This window comes from Streptomyces sp. ITFR-16, assembly GCF_031844705.1.
Classification (GTDB): Bacteria; Actinomycetota; Actinomycetes; order Streptomycetales; family Streptomycetaceae; genus Streptomyces.
The window spans coordinates 1,513,734-1,536,440 of record NZ_CP134609.1 but is presented as its reverse complement, the minus strand read 5'-3'; the positions used below and the strand labels follow the sequence as shown (position 1 = coordinate 1,536,440).

The 22,707-nt window shown below is 72.8% G+C and carries 21 protein-coding genes; 16 read left to right on the top strand and 5 right to left on the bottom strand.

Features of this window, described 5'->3' with window-relative positions; all coding sequences use genetic code 11:
• Positions 1-96 precede the first annotated feature (96 nt).
• Positions 97-633, bottom strand: coding sequence for a GNAT family N-acetyltransferase (locus tag RLT58_RS06795; protein ID WP_311309488.1), 537 nt, complete (start codon positions 631-633; stop codon positions 97-99).
• 142 nt (positions 634-775) lie between these two features.
• Positions 776-1,699 (bottom strand): chaplin, encoded by a 924-nt coding sequence (locus RLT58_RS06790; RefSeq protein ID WP_399131034.1) that lies wholly within the window; start codon positions 1,697-1,699, stop codon positions 776-778.
• A 361-nt stretch (positions 1,700-2,060) separates the two neighbouring features.
• Between RLT58_RS06790 and RLT58_RS06785 the strand changes: the two genes are divergently transcribed.
• From RLT58_RS06785 to RLT58_RS06760, 6 genes are all read left to right on the top strand, one after another.
• Positions 2,061-2,462, top strand: a complete 402-nt coding sequence (locus tag RLT58_RS06785) for a rodlin (RefSeq protein ID WP_311309487.1) — start codon at positions 2,061-2,063, stop codon at positions 2,460-2,462.
• Positions 2,463-2,752: 290 nt separating this feature from the next.
• On the top strand, positions 2,753-2,986 hold the full coding sequence (locus RLT58_RS06780) for a chaplin (RefSeq protein WP_399131031.1): 234 nt from the start codon (positions 2,753-2,755) through the stop codon (positions 2,984-2,986).
• Positions 2,987-3,223: 237 nt separating this feature from the next.
• Positions 3,224-3,514, top strand: coding sequence for a hypothetical protein (locus RLT58_RS06775; protein WP_311309486.1), 291 nt, complete (start codon positions 3,224-3,226; stop codon positions 3,512-3,514).
• Positions 3,515-3,656: 142 nt separating this feature from the next.
• Entirely contained in the window at positions 3,657-4,067 is a 411-nt protein-coding gene (locus tag RLT58_RS06770) for a rodlin (protein WP_311309485.1), read from the top strand.
• A 212-nt stretch (positions 4,068-4,279) separates the two neighbouring features.
• Positions 4,280-4,480, top strand: a complete 201-nt coding sequence (locus tag RLT58_RS06765; protein ID WP_311309484.1) for a hypothetical protein — start codon at positions 4,280-4,282, stop codon at positions 4,478-4,480.
• Positions 4,481-4,598: 118 nt separating this feature from the next.
• Positions 4,599-5,009 carry a rodlin gene (locus RLT58_RS06760; protein ID WP_311309483.1) on the top strand — a complete coding sequence of 137 codons (411 nt, stop codon included), beginning with the start codon at positions 4,599-4,601 and terminating at the stop codon, positions 5,007-5,009.
• 65 nt (positions 5,010-5,074) lie between these two features.
• On the opposite strand, the gene RLT58_RS06755 is transcribed toward RLT58_RS06760, so the two are convergent.
• Positions 5,075-5,575, bottom strand: a complete 501-nt coding sequence (locus RLT58_RS06755) for a DUF5949 family protein (RefSeq protein ID WP_311309482.1) — start codon at positions 5,573-5,575, stop codon at positions 5,075-5,077.
• 357 nt (positions 5,576-5,932) lie between these two features.
• On the opposite strand from RLT58_RS06755, the gene rsgA reads away from it, so the two are divergent.
• A complete protein-coding gene (gene rsgA, locus RLT58_RS06750; RefSeq protein ID WP_311309481.1) occupies positions 5,933-7,090 on the top strand; it encodes a ribosome small subunit-dependent GTPase A in 1,158 nt (385 codons plus the stop codon).
• Between the two features lie 71 nt (positions 7,091-7,161).
• Positions 7,162-8,520 carry a DNA-3-methyladenine glycosylase 2 family protein gene (locus RLT58_RS06745; protein WP_311314430.1) on the top strand — a complete coding sequence of 453 codons (1,359 nt, stop codon included), beginning with the start codon at positions 7,162-7,164 and terminating at the stop codon, positions 8,518-8,520.
• 9 nt (positions 8,521-8,529) lie between these two features.
• Here the strand turns inward: RLT58_RS06745 and RLT58_RS06740 are convergent, their stop codons facing one another.
• Positions 8,530-9,012, bottom strand: a complete 483-nt coding sequence (locus RLT58_RS06740) for a DUF456 domain-containing protein (protein ID WP_311309480.1) — start codon at positions 9,010-9,012, stop codon at positions 8,530-8,532.
• Between the two features lie 91 nt (positions 9,013-9,103).
• Entirely contained in the window at positions 9,104-10,093 is a 990-nt protein-coding gene (locus RLT58_RS06735; protein WP_311309479.1) for a helix-turn-helix domain-containing protein, read from the bottom strand.
• 210 nt (positions 10,094-10,303) lie between these two features.
• Here RLT58_RS06735 and RLT58_RS06730 point away from each other — a divergent pair, with 210 nt between their 5' ends.
• The 8 genes from RLT58_RS06730 to RLT58_RS06695 all read left to right on the top strand — a co-directional run bounded on the left by RLT58_RS06730 (position 10,304) and on the right by RLT58_RS06695 (position 22,694).
• Positions 10,304-14,071 (top strand): S8 family peptidase, encoded by a 3,768-nt coding sequence (locus tag RLT58_RS06730; RefSeq protein WP_311309478.1) that lies wholly within the window; start codon positions 10,304-10,306, stop codon positions 14,069-14,071.
• Between the two features lie 118 nt (positions 14,072-14,189).
• Positions 14,190-15,761: a protein phosphatase 2C domain-containing protein gene (locus RLT58_RS06725; protein WP_311309477.1), complete on the top strand. Its 1,572-nt coding sequence runs from the start codon at positions 14,190-14,192 to the stop codon at positions 15,759-15,761.
• 112 nt (positions 15,762-15,873) lie between these two features.
• Positions 15,874-17,616, top strand: a complete 1,743-nt coding sequence (locus RLT58_RS06720; RefSeq protein ID WP_311309476.1) for a pyruvate dehydrogenase — start codon at positions 15,874-15,876, stop codon at positions 17,614-17,616.
• Positions 17,617-17,710: 94 nt separating this feature from the next.
• Positions 17,711-18,880, top strand: coding sequence for an NAD(P)/FAD-dependent oxidoreductase (locus RLT58_RS06715; RefSeq protein WP_311309475.1), 1,170 nt, complete (start codon positions 17,711-17,713; stop codon positions 18,878-18,880).
• A gap of 70 nt (positions 18,881-18,950) precedes the next feature.
• Complete coding sequence (locus RLT58_RS06710; RefSeq protein WP_399131837.1) at positions 18,951-19,280, top strand: (2Fe-2S)-binding protein; 330 nt, start codon at positions 18,951-18,953, stop codon at positions 19,278-19,280.
• On the top strand, positions 19,261-20,700 hold the full coding sequence (locus RLT58_RS06705; RefSeq protein ID WP_311309474.1) for an FAD/NAD(P)-dependent oxidoreductase: 1,440 nt from the start codon (positions 19,261-19,263) through the stop codon (positions 20,698-20,700). Before RLT58_RS06710 ends, RLT58_RS06705 begins: the two co-directional genes overlap by 20 nt.
• A 43-nt stretch (positions 20,701-20,743) precedes the next feature.
• The gene (locus tag RLT58_RS06700) at positions 20,744-21,652 is read left to right on the top strand and encodes a dihydrodipicolinate synthase family protein (RefSeq protein ID WP_311309473.1); all 909 of its coding nucleotides are present in this window, start codon (positions 20,744-20,746) and stop codon (positions 21,650-21,652) included.
• Positions 21,653-21,692: 40 nt separating this feature from the next.
• The gene (locus tag RLT58_RS06695; protein ID WP_311309472.1) at positions 21,693-22,694 is read left to right on the top strand and encodes a proline racemase family protein; all 1,002 of its coding nucleotides are present in this window, start codon (positions 21,693-21,695) and stop codon (positions 22,692-22,694) included.
• Positions 22,695-22,707 lie beyond the last annotated feature (13 nt).

The window sequence follows — 22,707 nt, the reverse complement described above, 5'->3', positions numbered from 1 at the left end:
GTCCACCGGTTTACCGCCCGGCGGGAACCGGTGCCGCCGCCATGCCTCCGCGAGAGACAGCTCCGAGAAAGACAGCACCTCGGAGCACCGGCTTCGTCAGGGGGTGGGCTGGATCCGCCGGGTCAGTATCTGCCCCGGCCAGGTGCCCGAGGCGAAGCGGTCGGTGGCGGTGAAGCCGTTTCGCTCGTAGTACGCGACCAGTTCGCCTCCGCCGCCCGCCCAGCAGTCGACGCGCAGGAGCGCCACCCCGGCCCGCCGGGTCTCCTCGGCGGCATGGGCCAGCAGGGCCGCCCCGATCTCCTTCCCGGCGTGCCGGCGGTCGGAGATCAGCAGCCGGACGTACCGCTCGGGTTCCCCGGCCGGCGCGATCGGCATCTGGGGGTTGGGCCCGCTGTCCAGCACCAGGGCTCCGACGGAAGTGCCGTCCAGCTCCGCGATGTACGCCGCGTTGTCGGTCGTGTACCGCTCCACCCGCTCCACCCCGCCGGGGTTCTGCGAATACGGTCTGGTGCCCCACTGCTCGGTGTTGCCGCGAGCGTTCATCCAGGCCACAGCGGCGTCGAGCATGTCCAGAATGGCCGGTGCGTCGGCCGGGCCGCCCGGCCTGATCCGTATCTCATGGCTGTCGTTCACGGCAGGAGTTTACGACCCGCCCTGCGGGCCACCGGCGGATCCACGGCCTGACGGTACGACAGGGAGCGCACGCCGGAGACGCCAAGAGGTCCGGCCGAACGGCGTGTGCCGTTCGGCCGGACCTCTTCGCGCGTGGGGTGCGTCAGCCCTGTCGTGCGGCGCGGCTGCGGCGCATCAGCAGGCTGCCACCGAGGACCAGCGCGGCGCTCGCGCCACCGGCGATGCCCAGGTTGTCATTGGCACCGGTGTGCGCCATCTGCGGCGGCTTGTGGTGCTTGGTGGGCGTGTGGTGCCACGTGTGGGTCGGGGGGTTGTGCGGGTGCCACGTGTGCGTGGGCGGGTTGTGCGTCGGGGGGTTGTGCGGCTTCGGGGGCTTCGGGTGGTGCGGGGGGTGCGTCGGCGGGTGGTGCGGGGGGTGGGTCGGCGGGTTGTGGTGTCCCGGAGGGCAGTCCCCGTTGTGGTGGTGCTTCGGGGGCTTGTGCGGCTTCGGGGGCTTCGGGTGGTGCGGCGGCTTGTGGTGTTCCGGAGGGCAGTCGCCGTCGTGGTGGTGCTTCGGGGGCTTGTGCGGCTTCGGGGGCTTCGGGTGGTGCGGCGGCTTCGGGGGCTCGTTGCCGCCCTCGTCGTTCTCGCACTTGTTGCCGGCGGCCGGGTTCAGCGCGCCGACCACGTTGACCGTGTTGCCGCAGACGTTGACCGGGACGTCGACCGGCACCTGGATCAGGTTGCCCGACAGCACACCGGGGGAGTTGGCGGCCACGCCCTGGGCGCTCGCACCGCTGCTGCTGTTGCCGTGCCCGTGGCTCTGGCCCGCGCCCGAGTCGCCGCTCTCGTTCTCGCACTCGTTGCCGAAGGCGGGGTTGAGCGCGCCGATCACGTTGACCGTGTTGCCGCAAACGTTGACGGGCACGTGCACCGGCGCCTGGACGGCGTTGCCCGAGCCGACGCCGGGGGAACCGATCGCGGCGCCCTCGGCCGAGGCATCGGCGAAGGCATAGCCGCCGGAGGCCGTCAGGATGCCTGACGCCGCCGCCATGACGAGGATGCTTTTACTCAAGGCTTTTCGCATTGGTGCCCTTCCTTTGGACAATTCGCGCGGGCGCAGGCCCGCAGTTCATTCGTCAGGCGGTGCAGCAACCTCCGGGCCTGCCAGTTCTGCTGGGAGAGCGTCCCGGCGGGGCGGGTGAGCTTGACGACACCCATAACGACGCCTGCGTGTCAGAGAAACGTGGAACCGGTGAAAATCCTGTGACCACCCGGACGGGTTACGCATAAGCGTTCGGCGGGTGATGCGTTCAGTATTTACCGGCTTCTTACGGACGGGTGTCCGTGTCGCCGTGTCATTCGGGTGAAAGGCGATAACCAAACGTCAGGACGGCAGTTGATCAGGGCGCTCCGGTACGGGGTATCCAGTACGAGAAGGGTTCATCGTGATCAAGAAGGTCCTGGCTACGGGTGCCGTTGCCGCCTCCATCCTCGGGCTCGGCGCGACGCAGGCGATGGCCATCGGCGACGACGGCGGCACCACGTCGATCAACGGCAACGGCGCCTCGCAGTCGTTCGGCAACGCCGTGACGCAGGGCGACGGCAGCCCGCAGTTCGGCCTGGTCCAGGGCTCGCTGAACAAGCCCTGCATCGGTCTGCCGCTCAAGGCCAACGTCGGCTCGCTGGTCGGCCTCGTGCCCGTCGCGGTCCAGGACGTCAACGTCCTGTCCTCGCCGCAGAACCAGCAGTGCACCGAGAACTCCACCCAGGCCAAGGGCGACGAGCCGCTGTCGCACATCCTGGACGGCATCCCGGTCCTCTCCGGCAACGGCGCCGGCAACAGCTGAGCCGGCCGTCAGCGGGCCCGGGCCTTCGGTGTTCCTCCTCCGACCGGCCCGGGCCCGCTGCTGCCCGCAGGGGCAACGCCCGTATGGCAGGCGGTCCGTCCCGACGGTGACGTCGAGTGATCGGAACTGCGTCATTCGGGCGGATTATGAAGAATCTTCTCTTTGAAGAGTTTCGCTTACCGTCTGAAATCGTTACGAATCACAGTGGCGGAGTTACGAGCGATCAGGACCGCGCTCGTGCGGCACGAAAGTCGTGGCCGCTCCGGACTCCGTCGAAGAAAGGGATGAAAGTGAAGTACACCAAGATCGCCGCCGTTGCCGCCGGAACCCTCATGGCCATGGGTGCCGCTGCCCCGGCCTTCGCCGACTCCGGCGCCGAGGGTGCGGCCGTGGGCTCCCCGGGCGTCCTGTCCGGCAACCTCGTCCAGGTCCCGGTCCACATCCCGGTCAACCTCTGCGGCAACACGGTGGATGTCATCGGCCTGCTGAACCCGGCCTTCGGCAACACCTGCGCCAACGTCTGATTCACACGCGCCGAATCTGCTTTCGGTGCCGGAAGGCCCCGGATCGCTGCCCTGCGGTCCGGGGCTTTTCTGTGCCGTAATTCAGACGCCATCCGAGAAAAAGGCCGGAAGTTCCAGTTGCCCGGCCGCAATCGGATCGTTGTCCAAGGAGAAAGCGGCAGAAGTCACGGCTAAAGAAGGGTCGTGCGGCGCGGGCACGCGACCGAAACAGATGCCGCTGCAGAAGGGAACCCGAAAGTGAAGTACGCGAAGACAGCCGCACTCGTCGCCGGTTCCGTGGCCGCACTCGGAACGGCTGCTCCCGCCTTCGCCGTCACGAACGCCACGGCCCCGAGCTTCAGCCTCGACGGAGGCATCAACCAGGTCGTGGCGGCGGCCCCGCAGGCGGTCGAGCCGGTTGTCGGCACCGTCTCCGACGCCGCCGACTCGCTGCAGAAGGACGGCACCGTCACCAAGCTGGCCGGCCAGGCCACCGGTGCCGCGAAGAGCGCGGCCCCCCTCATCGGCGGGCTTCCCCTCGGCGGCTGACCCGCCCGCTTCGCGTCGTTCGAGTGCGCGTCGTTCGAGTACGCATCGTTCGGGTGAAGAGCCACAACCATTCCCGCCGCCGCGAGTTGATCACAGCGCTCGGGTACAGGCGGGCGACAGAGAACACCAGAAGGGCAGTTTCATGATCAAGAAGTTCATGGCGTCGGCGGCTGTCGCCGCGTCGGTCGTCGGCGTCTCCGCCGGCATCGCGCCGCAGGCGATGGCGATCGGCAACGACGGGGGCACCACCTCGGTCAACGGCAACGGCGCCGCGCAGTCGTACGGCAACTCCGCCACGCACGGCGACTGGAGCCCGCAGTTCGCGCTCATCCAGGGCTCGCTCAACAAGCCCTGCATCGCCCTGCCGGCCAAGGTCAACGCCGGTTCGCTGCTCGGCGTGGTCCCGGTCGCGGTCCAGGACATCAACGTCCTGTCCTCGCCGCAGAACCAGCAGTGCACCGAGAACTCCACCCAGGCCAAGGGCGACGAGGCCCTCTCGCACATCCTGGACGACATCCCGATCCTGTCGGGCAACGGTGCGGGCAACAACTAAGAGGTGCTGAACCACCTGTAGTTCCCGATCCACCCCGCTGTTCCCGCAGTACCTGTGGGGCCGGTGCGTCCGGCGGCCGAATACCCGCCGCCGGACGCACCGGCCCCGCGCCATGTGCCGAACAGGCGGTTTCTCCCCCGAAAGGACGGCCCGTTGGGCCGCTTGCCGCACGGGTGGAGGCCGGGGCCCGCCACATCGGGTAGGGCCACCCCATGGACCAGCGCGACAGCCATCGCCCGCCGGAGCGGCACCGGCCCCCGGAAGGCGTCACCCCGATCTACGACCGCCTCCTCGCCGAGTGGCAGGCCGCCCGGGCCGAACCGGCCCCTGCGGAGCGCACGGAGGACGCGCCACCGTGCGCGAGCGGCCTCGTCCCCGCGGCGCGGGCCTCCGGCGAGGCCACCCGGGGTTGACGGCCGACGTCGAACTTATGCGGGATCGAACCCATTTGGGTGGAACTGCGGAACCGAAGGCTCCGTGAGGGGTTGATCAGTACGTTCCAGAACGGAACGCTCCGAAAGGTGAAGCGTGATGAAGAAGATGATGGCCGGCGCGGCAGTGGCCGTGTCCCTGGTCGGCCTGTCGGCCGCCGCGGCCCCCTCGGCCATGGCGATCGGCAACGACGGGGGCACCACGACGGTCAACGGCAACGGTGCCGAGTCCTCGTTCGGCAACAGCGTGACCAAGGGTGACGGCAGCCCGCAGTTCCAGCTCGTCCAGGGCTCCCTGAACAAGCTCTGCGCCGGCGTCCCGGTCAAGGCCAACGTGGGCTCGCTCGTCGGCCTGCTCGTGCCGGTCGCGGTCCAGGACATCAACGTCCTGTCCTCGCCGCAGAACCAGCAGTGCACCGACAACTCCACCCAGGCCAAGGGCGACGAGCCCCTCTCGCACCTGGTGGACGACATCCCGGTCCTCTCCGGGAACGGCGTCGGCAACAACTGAGTACGGACACACACCAAGGGCGGCCCGGGAATCCCGGGCCGCCCGCGGTGCGTTCGGGGGAGGGGTCAGCCGAGGCTGCGGACCGGCAGGACGCAGTGGGCCGAGGTCACGATGACCTCCGGGTCCCCGGCGAACGACCGCAGCGCCTCCTCGGTGAGCGGGAGCCCGGGCGCCCCCTGCGGCCACGGGCGCGTGGCGAACATCGCGTGCACCTCGCCCTGTTCACGGGCGGCCGCCAGCCACTCGGGCCGCACCGGGTACTGCGCGGTGAAGTGAGGCAGGGTCAGCACGGCCTGGCCGGCCTGGACGAGGAGCTTCACCTGGAGCCCCGGGGTCTCGTCGGCGCGCACCGGCTCGGGGCCGACCGTGAGCCCGCTGCGCCGCAGCGCGAGGTGCATCGCGGTCTCGCCGGCCTGCGGCCCGTCCGATCCGTCACCCAGCGAGTAGGCCAGCAGGAAGGCGACATCGCGTCCGTTGTGCGGGTGCTCGCCGCTCCAGCCGATCAGGGTGAGGGTGCCCAACTGGGCCTGGGTGAAGGTGCCGGTGGCAGTCTGGGGGGAGGTCATGTCCGGCACCCTAACCGTCCACGACCGGTCGAACTCCATGCGTATCACCCGATCGGGTAAGGCCCGGCATATCCCGGGCGCTACGGCCGCCCGTCGCCATTAAATCCGTTGACGCCGCCGCAGTGCCCGGCGCTATCGTGTGCGACGAGACGGACGGCGGGGCAACCGCCGGAGCCGGACCGTGTGTGAACCCGCTCAGCCGGGACCGGAGGTGAGGACATTGATGACTGTCGTTGCGATGGGCGCTGCCCACAAGCCGAAGTACATCGTTCCCACCCCCGTGGCCGCCGGCTGACCTCTCTCACCACTTCCGCGCCGCAGTGCGCATCGCCGGGGCCACCCTGTGAAGGGTTTCCCTTGTCTTTCCCGTCTTTCCCCGTTTCCTTCTCTTCCGCCTCCCCGCTCGCCCCGTACGGCTGGGACGAGGACTGGGCGGCCGCGTTCGCCCCGTACGCCGCACAGGGACTGCTGCCCGGACGGGTGGTGCGGGTCGACCGCGGGCAGTGCGACATCGTCACCCCGCAGGGCATGTTCCGCGCGGACACCGCGTTCGTCGTGCCCCGCGACCCGATGCGGATCGTCTGCACCGGCGACTGGGCGGCCGTCGACCCCGACGGCGACCCGCGGTTCGTCCGAGCGCTGCTGCCGCGCCGCACGGCGTTCGTCCGCTCCACCTCGTCCAAGCGGTCAGAGGGCCAGGTGCTCGCCACCAACGTCGACCACATCGCCATCTGTGTCTCGCTGGCGGTCGAACTCGATCTGGGGCGCGTGGAGCGCTTCCTCGCCCTCGCCCTGTCCAGCGCCAACGGTGACGCGCTGCTCCGCGACCGCGCGTCGGCCGGGGACGGGGCGGCCGAGGCCCTCGTCGTCCTGACCAAGGCCGACCTCGTCCCGGACGCCGCCACTCTGTCCCACCTCGTCCAGGACGTCGAGCGCCTGGCCCCCGGGGTGCAGGTGCTGCCCGTCAGCTCCGCCACCGGCGAGGGCGTCGACGTGTTCAACGCGATCGTCTCCGGCGGTACGAGCGTGCTCCTCGGCGCCTCCGGCGCGGGCAAGTCCACCCTGGCCAACACCCTCCTCGGCCACGACGTGATGGAGGTGCAGGCCACCCGTGACATGGACGGCAAGGGCCGGCACACCACCACGACCCGCAATCTGCTCGTCCTGCCCTCGGGCGGGGTCCTGATCGACACCCCCGGGCTGCGCGGGGTCGGGCTGTGGGACGCCGGGACCGGGGTCGGGGAGGTCTTCTCCGAGATCGAGGAGCTGGCCGAGGGGTGCAGGTTCCACGACTGCGCCCACGAGACCGAGCCGGGCTGCGCGGTGCTCGCGGCGATCGAGGACGGATCGCTGCCCGAGCGGCGCATGGACAGCTACCGCAAGCTGCTGCGCGAGAACCAGCGCATCGTCGCCAAGACCGACGCCCGGGTCCGCTCGGAGATCCTCCGCGACTGGAAGCGCAAGGGCGCCGAGGGCCGGGCCGGAATGGAGGCCAAGCGCGGCCGGATCCGGTAGCCGCAGGCCCCTGGTCGACGTCCGAAAACCGCGAGTCACCCGGTGCGCGAGGGCGCACACTGGACGGTGTGATGGACGAAGAGACCAGGTACGAGGCGGTGAGCAGCCGCGACGCACGGTTCGACGGGGAGTTCTTCTTCGCCGTCGAGACGACCGGCATCTACTGCCGGCCGAGCTGCCCCGCCGTCACCCCCAAGCGGAAGAACGTCCGCTTCTACCCGACCGCGGCCGCCGCCCAGGGCAACGGCTTCCGGGCGTGCAGGCGCTGCCGCCCGGACGCCGTCCCGGGCTCCGCCGACTGGAACGTACGGGCGGACGTGGTCGGCCGCGCCATGCGGATGATCGGCGACGGCGTGGTGGACCGGGAGGGCGTCCCCGGTCTCGCCCACCGCCTCGGCTACAGCGCCCGGCAGGTGCAGCGGCAGCTCAACGCCGAGCTGGGCGCCGGTCCGGTCGCCCTGGCCCGCGCCCAGCGCGCGCACACCGCCCGGGTCCTGCTCCAGACCACCGGGCTGTCCGTCACGGAGGTCGTCTTCGCGTCCGGTTTCGCCAGCGTCCGCCAGTTCAACGACACGATCCGGCAGATCTACGCCAGGACCCCCAGCGAGCTGCGCGCCGAGGCCGGCACCGGTCTCGGCGCGGCCGTCCGGGAGGCGCGCACCACCGGAATCCCGCTCCGGCTCGCGCACCGGGGCCCGTACGCGGCCCGCGAGGCCTTCGACCTGCTCGCCGCCGGCACCGTGGCCCGGATCGAGGAGGTCAGCGGCGAGCCCGGCACCCGCACCTACCGGCGCACGCTGCGTCTTCCGTACGGCACCGCCGTCGCCGCCGTGGACGAGCGCTCCGCCGGCGGCTGGCTGGAGGCCCGGATCCACCTCACCGACCTGCGCGACCTGACCACGGCCGTGCAGCGGCTGCGCCGGCTGTTCGACCTGGACGCCGATCCGTACGCCGTCGACGAACTGCTCGGCGCCGATCCGGCGCTCGCCCCGGACGTCGCCGCCCGGCCGGGGGTGCGCTCGCCGGGCGCGGCGGACCCCGAGGAGTCCGCCGTACGGGCCCTGGTGGGCGATCCGGCCGCCGAGCGGCTCGTGGAGGCGTACGGAAAGCGGCTGGACGTGCCCTGCGGCGGGCTGACCCATGTCTTCCCCGAACCGGGGGTGCTCGCCGGCGCGGCGGACGATCCGGCGCTGCGGGCCCTGGCCGCGGCGCTCGCCGACGGCGGCGTACGGCTGGACGCGGGCGCCGACCGGGACGAGGCCGAGCAGGCCCTGCTGCGGCTGCCCGGGATGACTCCGGCGACCGCAGCCCTGATCCGGATGCGGTCGCTGGGCGACCCCGATGTCGATCCGTACGGCACACCCGGCTCGGACCGGTGGCGGCCGTGGCGCTCCTACGGCGTACGGCGCGGGGAACGGGCGGCCGGGTAACGGCGGCGCTCAGCCCCAGACGACCGCGCCCAGCCACGCCCCCGTCACCAGGAGGCACGCGAAGAGCTCGACGAGCACGGAGTAGCCGGTCGCCCGCATCACCGAGCGGACCGAGGTCCAGGCCGCGCCCCGGCTGCCCAGCCGCAGCCGCTCCGCACCGAAGATGACCCCCAGATAGCCGAGGACCGCGCCGAGCACGGGGACGACGAAGAACCCGGCGATCGCGCCGACCCCGCCGAGCATCAGCGTCCGGCGCGGCGCCCCCGACTCGCGGGGCCTGCGTGGCGGCAGCAGCGGTTTCAGCGCCTGGTTGAGCAGCAGGAGCGCCGTGGCCCCGATCAGGACGCCCCAGGCGGCCGGGGTCATGTCCGTCAGCGCCCACCACAGCACGGCGGCCCAGACGATCGCCTGCCCCGGTACACCGGGCACCAGCACGCCGAGCAGACCGAGCAGCATCACAAGGCCGACGGCGACGAGCTGCCACACACTCATCTGACCAGCCTGCCGGAGTCCGGCCGGTCCCGCCCGTCGTCACCCCCGCACCCGCAGGCATCACCGCAGCTCACCGGGGCCGCGGCAGGGATCAGAAGCGGGGTTCGCGGGACACCCAGCCCCGCTCGTACGCATGCCAGCCGAGCTGGAGCCGGGTCGACACCCCGGTCAGCTCCATCAGGCCCTTGACCCGGCGCTGCACGGTCCGCAGCCCCAGCTCCAGCTGCTTGGCCACGCTCGCGTCGGTCAGCCCGGCCAGCAGCAGCGACAGGATCTCCAGATCCGTCGGATCGGGCCCGGCCGGGTCCTCCTTGACCCAGCCGCCCTCGGCGAGCCGCAGCGGCATCGCCTCGCGCCACACCGCCTCGAAGAGCCCCGTCAGCGACTCCAGCAGCCCCGACGCGTGCACGACCAGGGCGGCGGGCTCCGCGCCCCGGCCCGTCAGCGGGACCATCGCCAGCGCGCCGTCCGCGATGACCAGCTTCGTCGGCACCCGGTCCACGACGCGGCACTGCTCGTCGCGGCTGAGTGCCGCCGACAGCTCCAGGATCCCCGACGGCATCCCCAGCACCTCGCGCTCGACCACCACCCGGAACGACACCCCGCGCCCGGCTGCCTGCTCCTCCGACTCGTTGTCGAGACCGCTGACCGCGATCGGCTTCCCGGTGACCAGCGCGCACACCTCGCTCGTCGCGCCCAGCTGGAGCTGATGGAAGCGGTGGGCCACCGCGCTCGCCCCGGTGACCACCTCGACCAGGTCGTGGACGGCGGGCTCGTCGGCATCCGCCCGGTACTCCTCCGCCAGCAGCACCGCCGCCAGCTCCGCCTGCTCCAGCTCATGGCGCTGCTGCGTCAGCAGCGCACCCAGCGCGACCCCCGGCGGCGCCGCCACCCAGCGCCCCGTACGGGCCGACGACTGGGCCGCCAGACCGTGCTGCTCCAGCCGCCGCAGCGCCCGTTCCGTCTCCCGCTCGGGAAGCGAGAGCCGATGGGCGAGATCGGAGAGCTCCGCAGCTCCCAGCGCCACGAGCGCCCGATAGGCCGACTCCTGCCACTCGTCGAGACCTATGACTCCCAGCATCCCCGACCCCTCCCGGACACAGTGCTTCCCCGTCCTGCCACGTGACGCGGACGACCGGCCGTGGCGGAAAGCGGCCACGGCGTAAACCCGCCGCGGCTCATCATCCCTGTACCGCCCGTCACTCTGCCAATGTGGCGCCACCGCAGCACCAACAACCTCCGGAATGCGGGGCTTTGTGTCGGCCCGCTCCGGTTTCACTTGGGGAGAGCGATGCGTCCGATATCGCGTACGGCACTGGGGGCGGCCACCGCCGCCGTCCTGGCCGTCACGGTGATCGCGCCGTCCGTGGCAGCGCCACAGGGCGACGCGGCCACGAAGAGACCGCTGACCGGCAGCGCGGCCGCGGCGGCGGCCGGGAGCAGGCCGGTCACCGTCACGCTGGTCACCGGCGACAAGGTGCTGGTCAGCACCGACCGTTCGGGGACCGCCTCGGCCACCGCACTGGCCCGCGAGGACGGCACCGTCCCCCTCGTACAGACCCGCCGCTCGGGCAAGGACCTCTACGTCTACCCGGACAGCGCCGTGAAGGCGCTCGCCGACGGCACCGTCGACGAGGAACTGTTCAACGTCACCGGCCTGATCCGCCAGGGATTCGACGACGCGCACACGGACACCGTGCCGCTGATCGCCACCTACACCGGGGACACCGCCCGCAGCGCCCCCGCCACCCCGCGCGGCGCCGCCCGCGGCCTCGCCCTCCCGGTCATCGGCGGAGTGGCGCTGAAGGCCGACAAGGAGAAGGCCGCCGGATTCTGGTCCGACGTCACCGGAGCCCGGTCCCGCTCCGCCGCCGGGCTGAAGAAGCTCTGGCTGGACCGCAAGGTCGAGGCCAGCCTCGACCGGTCCACCAAGCAGATCCGCGCCGACCTCGCCTGGGCCGCCGGCTACGACGGCAAGGGCACCAAGGTCGCCGTCCTGGACACCGGCGCCGACGCCGGACACCCGGACCTCGAAGGCCGGATCTCCGAGGCGAAGAACTTCACCGACTCCGACACCACCGACGACCGCCAGGGCCACGGCACGCACACGCTCTCCACCGTGGGCGGCACCGGCGCGGCCAGCGGCGGCAAGAAGAAGGGCGTCGCCCCCGGCGCCGACCTCCTCGTCGGCAAGGTCCTCAACGACAGCGGCTCCGGCGACTCCTCCTGGATCATCGCGGGCATGCAGTGGGCCGTCGACCGGAAGGCCGACGTCGTCTCCATGAGCCTGGGCAGCCAGACGCCCACCGACTGCACCGACCCGATGAGCGTGGCCGCCGAGGAGCTGGCCAAGAGCAAGGACACCCTGTTCGTCATCGCGGCCGGCAACTCGGGTCCCACCCTGAACACGGTCTCCTCGCCCGGCTGCGCCCCCGGCGTGCTCACCGTCGGGGCCGTCGACCGCGACGACTCCACCGCCCAGTTCTCCAGCCGGGGCCCCGCGATCGGCGCGCACACCCTCAAGCCCGAGATCGCCGCCCCCGGTGTCGACATCTCGGCCGCGGCCGCCGGCGGGCGCGGGGTCTACGCGTACCAGTCGATGTCCGGTACGTCGATGGCCACCCCGCATGTCGCGGGCGCCGCCGCCATCGTCAAGGAGCGGCACCCCGACTGGAGCGCCCAGCAGGTCAAGGCGGCCCTCGTGTCGTCCGCGAAGAGCGACATCCCCGGCGACGTACGCGAGACCGGTGGTGGCCGGCTCGACGTCAAGGCCGCGATCGACACCACCGTCACCGGTGAGCCCGCCGTCCAGGGCGGCACGTACAACTGGCCGCAGGACAAGAGCGACCGCACCACCGTGCGGATCCCGTACACCAACACGGGCGGCAAGCCGGTCACGCTGTCGCTGAAGCTGGGGAGCGTCACCGGCAACGACGGTTCGGCCGTCGGGTCCCCGGTCGCCGCACTCGGCAAGAAGAAGGTCACCGTGCCCGCAGGGGCGACGGTCGAGGTCCCGCTGGATCTCGACCCGACCGCCAAGCTCCACAAGAGCCAGTACGGCGATGTCACAGGACGCGTCCTGGCCACCGCGCCGGGCGGCGTCAAGGTCTCCACACCGTTCTCGCTGTACGTGGGCGCCGAGACCGTCAGCCTGCGCGTCAAGCTGATCGACGCCAACGGCAGGCCCGCAGCGGGCTCTTCGTCGCTCGACGTCATCGGCACCGACACGGCGAGCGGTGAGCGCCGGTTCAACGACGGCTCGACCGACCAGGTGTTCCAGGTCCGCCCGGGCGCCTACTTCGTCTCCAGCTTCATCGTCTCGGCCGACCCCGGGGACGCCACGGGCACCCTGGCGAACTCGGTCGGCTACCTCGCCCGGCCGCAGCTGAACGTCACCAAGGACACCACCCTGGTGCTGGACGCCCGCAAGGCCCACCGCGTCCAGGTCAGGACCCAGGACCGCACGAGCGAGACCCGCAGCGGGACCCTCGCCTTCGGCCGCAGCTGGGACGACGTCTGGCTGCACGCCGGGTCCATCTCCGGCGGCACCGTCGTCAAGGACTACCGCGTCGACATCCGGGGCAAGGCCGACGACGGCGACTTCGAGTTCGACAGCTTCTGGCGCGCGTACGCCCCGCAGATCGACAAGCTCGCGGTCGTCGGAGGCGCCACCCTGCACCCCACCCCCGCGTCCGCGGGCTCCGTCAACCTCGACGGCACCGGCCGGGCCGCGCTCGTGGACGCCGGCACCGGTACCCCCGAGGAGCTGAAGGCCGCCGGGGTCTCCGGCAAGATCGCGCTGGTCGCCGTCCCGGACAGCGGCGCCGTCGTCACCCAGGCGCGGAACGCCCAGGCCGCCGGAGCCGTGGCCGTCCTCGTCCACCGGCCCTCCGCAGGCCCCTGGCAGCCGTCCGTCGGCTACGGCTCGGCGCCCCTGCCCACCCTCGGCATCGAGGCCGGCGAGGCGAAGACCCTGGCCGGCGCACTGGCCGCCGGACCGGTGAAGCTGAGCTGGAAGGCCACCGCCGTCAGCCCGTTCGTCTACAACCTGGCCTTCTCGGAGAAGGGCGACGTCACCTCGGACCGGACCTACCGGGTCAAGGACAAGTCGCTCGGCACGGTCGACTCCACCTATGAATCGATGGGCGTCAGGACCGACTTCGTCGACACGCTGCTCGTCTCCCGCCCGTACGGCGCGACCTTCGGCGTCGGCGGCTTCGACACCGTCGCCGCCCCCGGCAAGCGCACCGAGTACTACTCGGCGGGCGACACCAGCTGGCAGCAGGCACTCTCCTCCAGCTTCCCCTGGGGCGAGTTCATGATGGACAAGTACCGCACCTACAAGGCCGGTTCGAAGCGCGCCTCGGAGTGGTACCGGGGCCTGATCGTCCCGTCGGCGCCCCGCGACGACCAGGGCGCGGAGCAGCTCGCCGCCGAACGCCAGGACAATCTGATCGGCGTCGCCCCCGGCTTCTGGAGCGACACCGAGCACAGCGGACTCCAGGGCTCCTTCGGTGACATGGGCAGCATGCGGCTCACCAGCGGCGGCAAGGTGCTCGGTGAATCCGGCTGGCCGTCCGGGGTGTTCACGGTCCCGGCCGAGGACGCCGCGTACGAACTCACCATGACCACCGCGAAGGCGGGCAGTCCGGCGCAGGTCTGGAAGCGGTCCACCCGGACCGAGACCACCTGGAAGTTCCGTTCGCACCGCGACGAGAACGCCTACTCGCAGGGCATCCCGCTCCTCTTCCCGGGCTACGCCCTCCCGTCGGACGGCATGAAGACCCTTGCGGCGAAGGACGGTCAGAAGATCGGACTGAGCGTCACGGGCCACGCCGGCTACACGCCCGGCAAGGTGACGAAGGCAGAGGTCTCCTACTCCTACGACGGCGGTGAGACCTGGACCGGGGCCACCACGGCTCTCAAGGGCGGCTGTTGGACCGCGACCGTGAACCACGCGGGCGCGGCCGGCAGGCCGGTGACCCTGCGCACCGAACTGACGGACTCCCACGGCAACTCCGTCGTCCAGACCGTGACCGACGCCTACGCCGTGCGCTGACGCCGGATCACCCGACCGGTCCGCCGGGCGGCCTTCCCGTGGGGGGTGGGGCCGCCCGGCGGACCTCTTTTTACGGATGTCCCGTTTTCGCACGCCCCTCGCGGTGGACAATAAGGGCATGAGTCAGCAGGGGGAGAGGCCCGCCGCCCACGAGGACGACTGGTGGCGCAGGCTGTACGACGAATCCGCCCCGGACACCGGGGCGAGCCAGGCGGCCGACAGTCTCGACGACCGCTTCGACTCGGTCTCGGGCGCGATGGGGCCCGGCGACGGCGAGGCGTACGAGGCGGCCCCGGCGGTGCCCGAGCCGAGAGCGGCGGCGCCGTCCGTCACCCGGATGGCGGACACCCTGCCCGGTCCGCCGCCCGACGTACTCGTACGGGCTCCGTGGGAGCCGCCGACCGGGGCCGGGGGACCGCGCACCTTCGCGGGACCGCCGGCCGCCCCGGAGCCCGAGCCGGCACCGGTGCCCGAGCCCGCGCCGGCCCGGGCGGCCGAGCCCGCACCGCCCGCGCCTTCCCTTCGGGCGGAGCCCCCGGCCGACCCCCGGATCACCCCGAGCGCACCGGCAGCCCCCGCCGCCGCGACCCCGCCGCTGCCCAGGCGGCCCGTCGGCGAGCGGCCCCGGACCGAACCGGCCGCCACCGCGCGGCCCGAGGCCGGGCCTCCCGCCGAGCCGGACCCTGCGGCCGAGGCGGTGGTCTCCCGCCCCGAGGCCGCGTACGTCGGCGCGCGCCCGCCCACCTACGACGCCGAGCCCACCGCGCTCCCCGCCACCGACCCGCGCGATCTGCACAGCCTCGTCGCCGACACCGTGCTCGACGGCGCCCGGTACGGGACGTACACCCTGCGCGCCGCGTCCGTGCGCGGCGACTCCGCGCGGTTCCGGGGCGAGCCCCGGCGCGACGCGCTGCTCACCGCGCGCTTCGGCGCGGGGGAGAGCGCCCTCGTGCTGGTCGCCGTCGCGGGCGGCGCCCGGGGCGCCGAGGGGGCGCACTCCGCCGCGGCGGACGCCTGCCGCTGGATCGCGGAGGCGGTGGGGCGCAGCCATGCCCGGCTCTCCGACGACATAAGGACGGGCCGTCGCGGCGATCTGAAGTCCGGGCTGCACCGGCTCACCGACCGGAGCTACGGCAAGCTGCGCGCCCGCGCCGCCGAACTCGGACTCGAACCCGACGCGTACACCGCGAGCCTGCGCTGCCTCCTGCTGTCGGCCGATCCCGACTGCCGGACCCGGGTCTTCTTCGGGATCGGCGGCGGCGGGCTCTTCCGGCTGCGGGACGGCAGCTGGCAGGACCTCGAACCGGACCTTCCGCCGCCGGCCGCGCTCAGCGGCGAACCCGTGGTGGGCTACGGCTCCTCGGTGCCCGAGAGCGGCCCCGACGGCGAGCGGCTGACCATGGATCTGGGCATCACCACGGGCCCGGCCCCGTACATAGAGGATCCGCTGCCGCCGCCCGCCGAACCGTTCCGCTTCCGTGCCTCCGTCGCCCGGCCGGGCGACACGCTGCTGCTGTGCAGCACGGGTCTCGCCGAGCCGCTGCGCGGCGAACCGGCGCTGGCCGACGCGCTCGGCGAGCGCTGGGCACCCGCCGAGGCGCCCGGCCTCGGGGCCTTCCTCGCGGACGTCGGGCTCCGGGTGACGGGGTACGCCGACGACCGGACGGCGGTCGGCGTCTGGGAGGCGTAACCGCGCGCGCCATGGGTTGATGGACTCCGGAGACCCGTCCGGCCGGGGTGTGGCACCCCGCAGCCCGGGCAGCCGATCGTGCACGGAGCACAGGCAGAGGGAGTGCGCACCCATGGCCAAGCAGAACGTGTCGGAGCAGTTCGTCGACATCCTCGCCCGTGCGGGCGTCAAACGCCTGTACGGGGTGGTCGGCGACAGTCTCAACCCGGTCGTGGACGCCATCCGGCGCCACCCGGACATGGACTGGATCCAGGTCCGGCACGAGGAGACGGCCGCGTTCGCCGCCGGTGCCGAGGCGCAGATCACCGGCTCCCTGACGGCGTGCGCCGGTTCGTGCGGCCCGGGCAACCTGCACCTCATCAACGGCCTCTACGACGCCCACCGCTCCATGGCCCCGGTGCTCGCGCTCGCCTCGCACATCCCGTCGAGCGAGATCGGCCTCGGATACTTCCAGGAGACCCATCCGGAGCTGCTCTTCCAGGAGTGCAGCCACTACAACGAGATGATCTCCAACCCGCAGCAGATGCCCCGGCTGCTCCAGACGGCCATCCAGCACGCCATCGGCCAGGGCGGCGTCAGCGTCGTCACGATGCCCGGCGACATCGCCTCGCAGCCGGCGCCGGAGAAGTCCGTCGAACACGCGCTGGTCACCTCGCGGCCCACCGTGCGTCCCGGCGACGGCGAGATCGAGAAGCTCTGCCGGATGGTCGACGAGGCCAAACGGGTGACGCTGTTCTGCGGCAGCGGTACGGCGGGCGCGCACGCCGAGGTCATGGAGTTCGCCGAGCGGGTGAAGGCCCCCGTCGGCCATGCCCTGCGCGGCAAGGAGTGGATCCAGTACGACAACCCGTACGACGTCGGGATGAGCGGGCTGCTCGGCTACGGGGCCGCGTACGAGGCCACCCATGAGTGCGATCTGCTGATCCTGCTCGGCACGGACTTCCCGTACAACGCCTTCCTGCCCGACGACGTGAAGATCGTCCAGGTCGATGTGCGCCCCGAACACCTCGGCCGGCGCTCCAAGCTCGATCTGGCCGTCTGGGGCGATGTCCGCGAGACGCTGCGCTGTCTGACCCCCCGGGTGAAGGCCAAGACCGACCGCAAGTTCCTCGACCGGATGCTCAAGAAGCACGCCGACGCGCTGGAGGGCGTGGTCAAGGCGTACACCCGCAAGGTCGAGAAGCACGTCCCGATCCACCCCGAGTACGTGGCCTCGGTGCTGGACGAGATCGCGGACGACGACGCCGTGTTCACCGTGGACACCGGGATGTGCAACGTGTGGGCGGCACGCTATCTGACGCCCAACGGCAAGCGCCGGGTGATCGGTTCGTTCAGCCACGGCTCGATGGCCAACGCCCTGCCGCAGGCCATCGGCGCGCAGTTCACCGACCGCAACCGGCAGGTCGTCTCGATGTCGGGCGACGGCGGGTTCACCATGCTGATGGGCGACTTCCTGACCCTGGTCCAGTACAACCTGCCGGTCAAGGTCGTCCTGTTCAACAACTCCTCCCTCGGCATGGTCGAGCTGGAGATGCTGGTCGCGGGGCTGCCCTCCTTCGGCACGACCAACAAGAACCCGGACTTCGCCGCCGTGGCGCGCGCGTCGGGGGCGTACGGGGTACGGGTCGAGAAGCCCAAGGAGCTGGAGGGCGCGCTCAAGGACGCCTTCAAGCACAAGGGCCCGGCCCTCGTGGACGTGGTCACCGACCCCAATGCCCTGTCCATCCCGCCGAAGATCAGCGCGGACATGGTGACCGGCTTCGCGCTCTCCGCCAGCAAGATCGTGCTGGACGGCGGGGTCGGCCGGATGGTCCAGATGGCCCGCTCGAACCTGCGCAACATGCCCCGTCCGTAACGCCGTTCGGGGCGGGCAGCCTGGCTGACGGGGTGTCGGAAGGGGTGCCTCCCGGCCCCTTGGCACCCCGAAAGCAATGTGACATATTACTGCCGTGCTCACGAGACAGCCTTGGGACGTGGTCGTCGTCGGGGCCGGAGTGGTCGGCGCCGCCTGCGCCTACTACGCGGCCCGGTCCGGGCTCGCTGTCGCGGTGGTGGACCGGGGACCGGTCGCCGGCGGCACCACCGGGGCGGGGGAGGGGAACCTCCTGGTCTCCGACAAGCTCCCGGGCCCGGAGCTGGACCTCGCCCTGCTCTCCGCCGCGCTCTGGCGCGATCTTGCCCAAGTGCTGCCCTCCGAGGTGGAGTTCGAGCAGAAGGGCGGGCTGGTCGTCGCGGCCGACCCGGCCTCGCTGGCCACCCTGAGCGCCACCGCCGCCGGACAGGCCGAGGCAGGGGTGAAGGCGTGGGCGGTGGCGCCGGACGAGCTGTCCGCACTCGAACCGCATCTGGCGCCCGGCCTCGCGGGAGGATTCCTCTACCCCGAGGACGCCCAGGTCCAACCGGCCCTGGCCGCAGCCCATCTGCTCCGCGCGGCCCGTGACGCCGGGGCGCGGGTGCGGCTGGGGGAGGACGTCACCGCCGTGCTGACCGGCCCGGCGGGCGCGGTGCGCGGGGTACGGACCGGGGCGGGGGACCTGCTCGCCCCCGCCGTGGTCAACGCGACCGGCGTACGGGGCGGGGAACTGGCCGCCCTGGCCGGGGTGGAGCTGCCGGTCCTGCCCCGGCGCGGCTTCGTCCTGGTCACCGAGCCGCTGCCGCCGCTGATCCGCCACAAGGTGTACGCGGCCGAGTACGTGGCCGACGTGTCGAGCGCGTCCGCCGCCCTGCAGACCTCCCCCGTGGTGGAGGGCACCCGGGCCGGGCCCGTCCTGATCGGTGCCAGCCGTGAACGGGTGGGCTTCGACTCCACGCTGTCCGTACCGGTGATCGGCCGGCTCGCCGCGGCGGCCGCCGCGCTCTTCCCGGTCCTGGCCGACACCCGGGTGCTGCGCGCCTACCACGGCTTCCGCCCGTATCTCCCCGACCACCTCCCGGCGATCGGCCCCGACCGCCGCGTCCCCGGCCTCTTCCACGCCTGCGGCCACGAGGGCGCGGGCATCGGACTCGCGCCCGCGACGGCGGCCCTGGTCACCGCCGCCGTCCGGGGCGAGGAACCTCCCCTGGACCCCGGGCCGTTCAGCCCCGACCGGTTCGACGCGCCGCCCCGGACCTGGGGATGAGCCGCATCCGTACGCCACGGAGAGCCCCGCACCCCACCCGCCCTGTGCAGAAGGAGCCCCGGTGAGACGCCTGCCTGAGAACACCGGCGCCGCCGCTCGTCCCGGCGCCCGCCCGGACACTGCCGCACCCGGGTTCGAGATCACCTTCGACGGGCGGCCGATTCCCGCGCTGCCCGGCCAGAGCATCGCGGCCGCCCTCTGGGCGGCCTCCGTCCTCAGCTGGCGCACCACCCGGGTGAACGGACGGCCGAGGGGCGCCTTCTGCGGCATCGGCTCCTGCTTCGACTGCCTGGCCACCGTGAACGGGCGCCCCGGCCTGCGCGCCTGCCTGGTACCCGCCCGCCCCGGGGACGCCGTCACCACCCAGGAAGGGGACGGGCATGCCGCACTCCGCCCCTGAGCCACCGGTCGCCGGACTCGCCGTCGTGGGCGCCGGACCCGCCGGTCTGGCGGCGGCGGTCACCGCGGCCGACGGCGGACTCGACGTGGTCCTGCTCGACGCGGCCGACGCTCCCGGCGGTCAGTACTACCGGGCGCCCGCCCCCGGGCTCGCCGCCGGCCGGTCCGCGCCACCGCTCCACGGCCGGGCGGCCTTCGCCGCCCTCACCGCCCGGCTCGACCGGCACCGCGCGGCCGGCCGCATCCGCCATCTGACCCGCCACCAGGTGTGGGCGGGCGAGCGGACCGGCGCCGACTGGACCCTGCACGCCGTCACCGGGACCGAAGGACGGGGCGGCGCCGCCGTCCGCGCCCGCCGTCTGCTCGTCGCGACCGGCTCCTACGAGCGGCAGCTCCCCTTCCCCGGCTGGACCCTGCCCGGAGTGGTGGGAGCGGCCGGGGCGCAGGCCATGCTCAAGTCGGGCCTGGTGCTGCCGGGCCGGCGCATCGTCGTCGCCGGCAGCGGGCCGCTGCTCCAGGCCGTCGCGGTCTCCCTCGCCCGGGCCGGGGCCCGGGTGCCCGCACTGGTGGAGGCCGCGGGCTACGGACCGTACGGGCGGGCGCCGCTGGTCCTGGCCGGCGACCCCGGCCGGCTCGCGGAGGGCGTACGGCACGGCACGGCCCTGGCCCGCCACCGGGTGCGGATGCTCACGCACCGGGCGGTCACCGCCGTGCACGGCACCGAGCGGGTGGAGGGCGTGACCGTCAGCCGGCTGGACCGCGACTGGCGCCCGGTCCCGGGCAGCGGGCGGCGCATCGACTGCGACGCGCTGGCCGTCGGGCACGGTCTGGTGCCACAGCTCGACCTCGCCGTCGGTCTCGGCTGCGCCACCCGGTGCGGTGCGGACGGGTCGGCCGCCCTGGTGCTCGACGCCGGACTGTGCACCACCGTGCCCGGGATCTGGGCCGCCGGTGAGACCGGCGGCATCGGCGGGGTGCGTCTCGCCCTGGCCGAGGGGGAACTGGCCGCCCGCTCGGTGATCGCCGACGCCCGGGGGAGTCTGCCGGGCCGGGACCGCACGGACGCGCTGCGCCGCACCCGCCGCCGGATGCGCCGGTTCGCCGAACTGATGGGCGCCGTGCACCGGCCCGGGCCCGGGTGGACCTCCTGGCTCGCCGCCGGCACGGAGGTCTGCCGCTGCGAGGAGGTCACCACCGGCGCCGTCCGCGCGGCGGTCGACGACCTCGGCGCCGGCGACGCCCGCACGGTCAAGCTGCTCACCCGCGCCGGCATGGGCTGGTGCCAGGGCCGTACCTGCGGCTTCGCGGTACGGGAACTCGCCGGCCGCGACGCGGACACCGGCGGCCCCGACCGGCGGCCGCTCGCCTGCCCCGTCCCGCTGTCCGTCCTCGCCCGGGCCGCCCGCACCGACGAAGCCTGAACAACACCCGCACCCCGCACACCCCATCTCCCGAGGAGTCCGTATGACGGCCAACGCCCCCGCACGCACCAGCCCCTGGCGGGGCGTCATGGTGGCCACCCCGCTCACCCTGCGCGAGGACCGGTCCATCGACTACGACGCGTACGCCGCTCACGTCCGCGACCTCGTCGACGCGGGCTGCGACGGAGTGGTGCCCAACGGCTCGCTCGGGGAGTACCAGACCCTCAGCGACCGGGAGCGCGTCGAGATCGTGCGGGTCGCCGTCGAGGCGGCGGGCGACGGGGCCCGCGTGATGCCCGGGGTCTCCTCGTACGACAGCGCCCAGTCGCGGCGCCGGGCCGAGGAGGCAGCCGAGGCGGGCGCCGGCTCCGTCCTGCTGCTGCCGCCCAACGGGTACCGCTGCGAGGACGCGGCGGTCCGGGCCCACTACGCGGAGGTCGCCGCCGCGGGCCTGCCCGTCGTCGCGTACAACAACCCCTACGACACCAAGGTGGACCTGACGCCGAGGCTGCTCGCCCAGCTCCACGCCGAGGGTTCCGTGGTGGCCGTCAAGGAGTTCAGCGGGGATGTGCGCAGGGCGTACGAGATCGCCGAGGAGGCGCCCGGGCTCGACCTCCTCGTCGGGGCCGACGACGTCCTGCTCGAACTCGCCCTGGCCGGGGCGGTCGGCTGGATCGCCGGCTGCCCCAACATGCTGCCGGCCGGCTGTGTCGCGCTCTACCGGGCCGCCGCGGCAGGGGACCTGGCGACGGCCGTGCCGCTGTACCGGCGGCTGCACCCGCTGCTGCGCTGGGACTCCAAGCCGGAGTTCGTCCAGGCGATCAAGGCGTCGATGGACATCGTCGGCCGGCACGGCGGCCCCGCCCGGCCGCCCCGGCTGCCGCTGGACGCCGAGGCCCTTGCCGCCGTGCGCGCCGCCACCGAGAAGGCCCGGGCCGAGGGCCTCGACTGAACCGACCGCAGCGCCCGCGAACCGAATCCGAGGGGGACACTTGCGCAGCCGCCACATCTTCCACGCCGTCGACTCGCACACCGAGGGCATGCCGACCCGGGTGATCACCGGCGGGATCGGCACTCTGCCCGGTGCCACCATGGCCGAGCGACGCACCCACTTCATGGCGCACCGGGACGCCGTACGCACCCTGCTGATGTACGAGCCGCGCGGCCACGCCGCCATGAGCGGGGCCGTGCTCCAGCCGCCGACGCGCCCCGACGCGGACTTCGGCGTCCTGTTCATGGAGGTCTCCGGCTGTCTGCCGATGTGCGGGCACGGCACCATCGGGGTGGCCACCGTCCTGGTCGAGACGGGCATGGTGACGGTCACCGAACCGGTCACCACCGTGCGGCTGGACACCCCGGCGGGTCTTGTCACCGCCGAGGTCCGGGTCGAGGACGGCGCCGCCGCCTCCGTCACCCTGACCAATGTCCCCGCCTTCAGCGCGGGCCTGGGCCTGACCGTGAAGGTCCCCGGCCTCGGCACCGTGCCGTACGACCTGGCCTACGGCGGGAACTTCTACGCCATGGTCCGACTGGACGACATCGGGCTGCCGTTCGACCGCTCCCGCAAGGACGAGCTGCTGGCGGCGGGGCTCGCGCTGATGGACGCGGTCAACGCGGCCGACCGGCCGGTGCATCCGCTCGACCCGGACATCCACGGCCTCAAGCACGTCCAGCTGATCGCCGCCGGCTCCGACGCGGCCCACTCCCGGCACGCGATGGCCATCCACCCCGGCTGGTTCGACCGTTCGCCCTGCGGCACGGGCACCTCCGCGCGCATGGCCCAGCTGCACGCGCGGGGCGAACTGCCCCTGGAATCCGACTTCGTCAACGAGTCCTTCATCGGGACGCGGTTCACCGGCCGGCTCGTCGCCGAGACCACCGTGGGTACGCTGCCCGCCGTCGTGCCCACCGTCACCGGACGCGCCTGGATCACCGGCACCGCGCAGTACTTCCTCGACCCGGCCGACCCCTTTCCGGAGGGGTTCCTGCTCTGAATCTCCCGGGTCC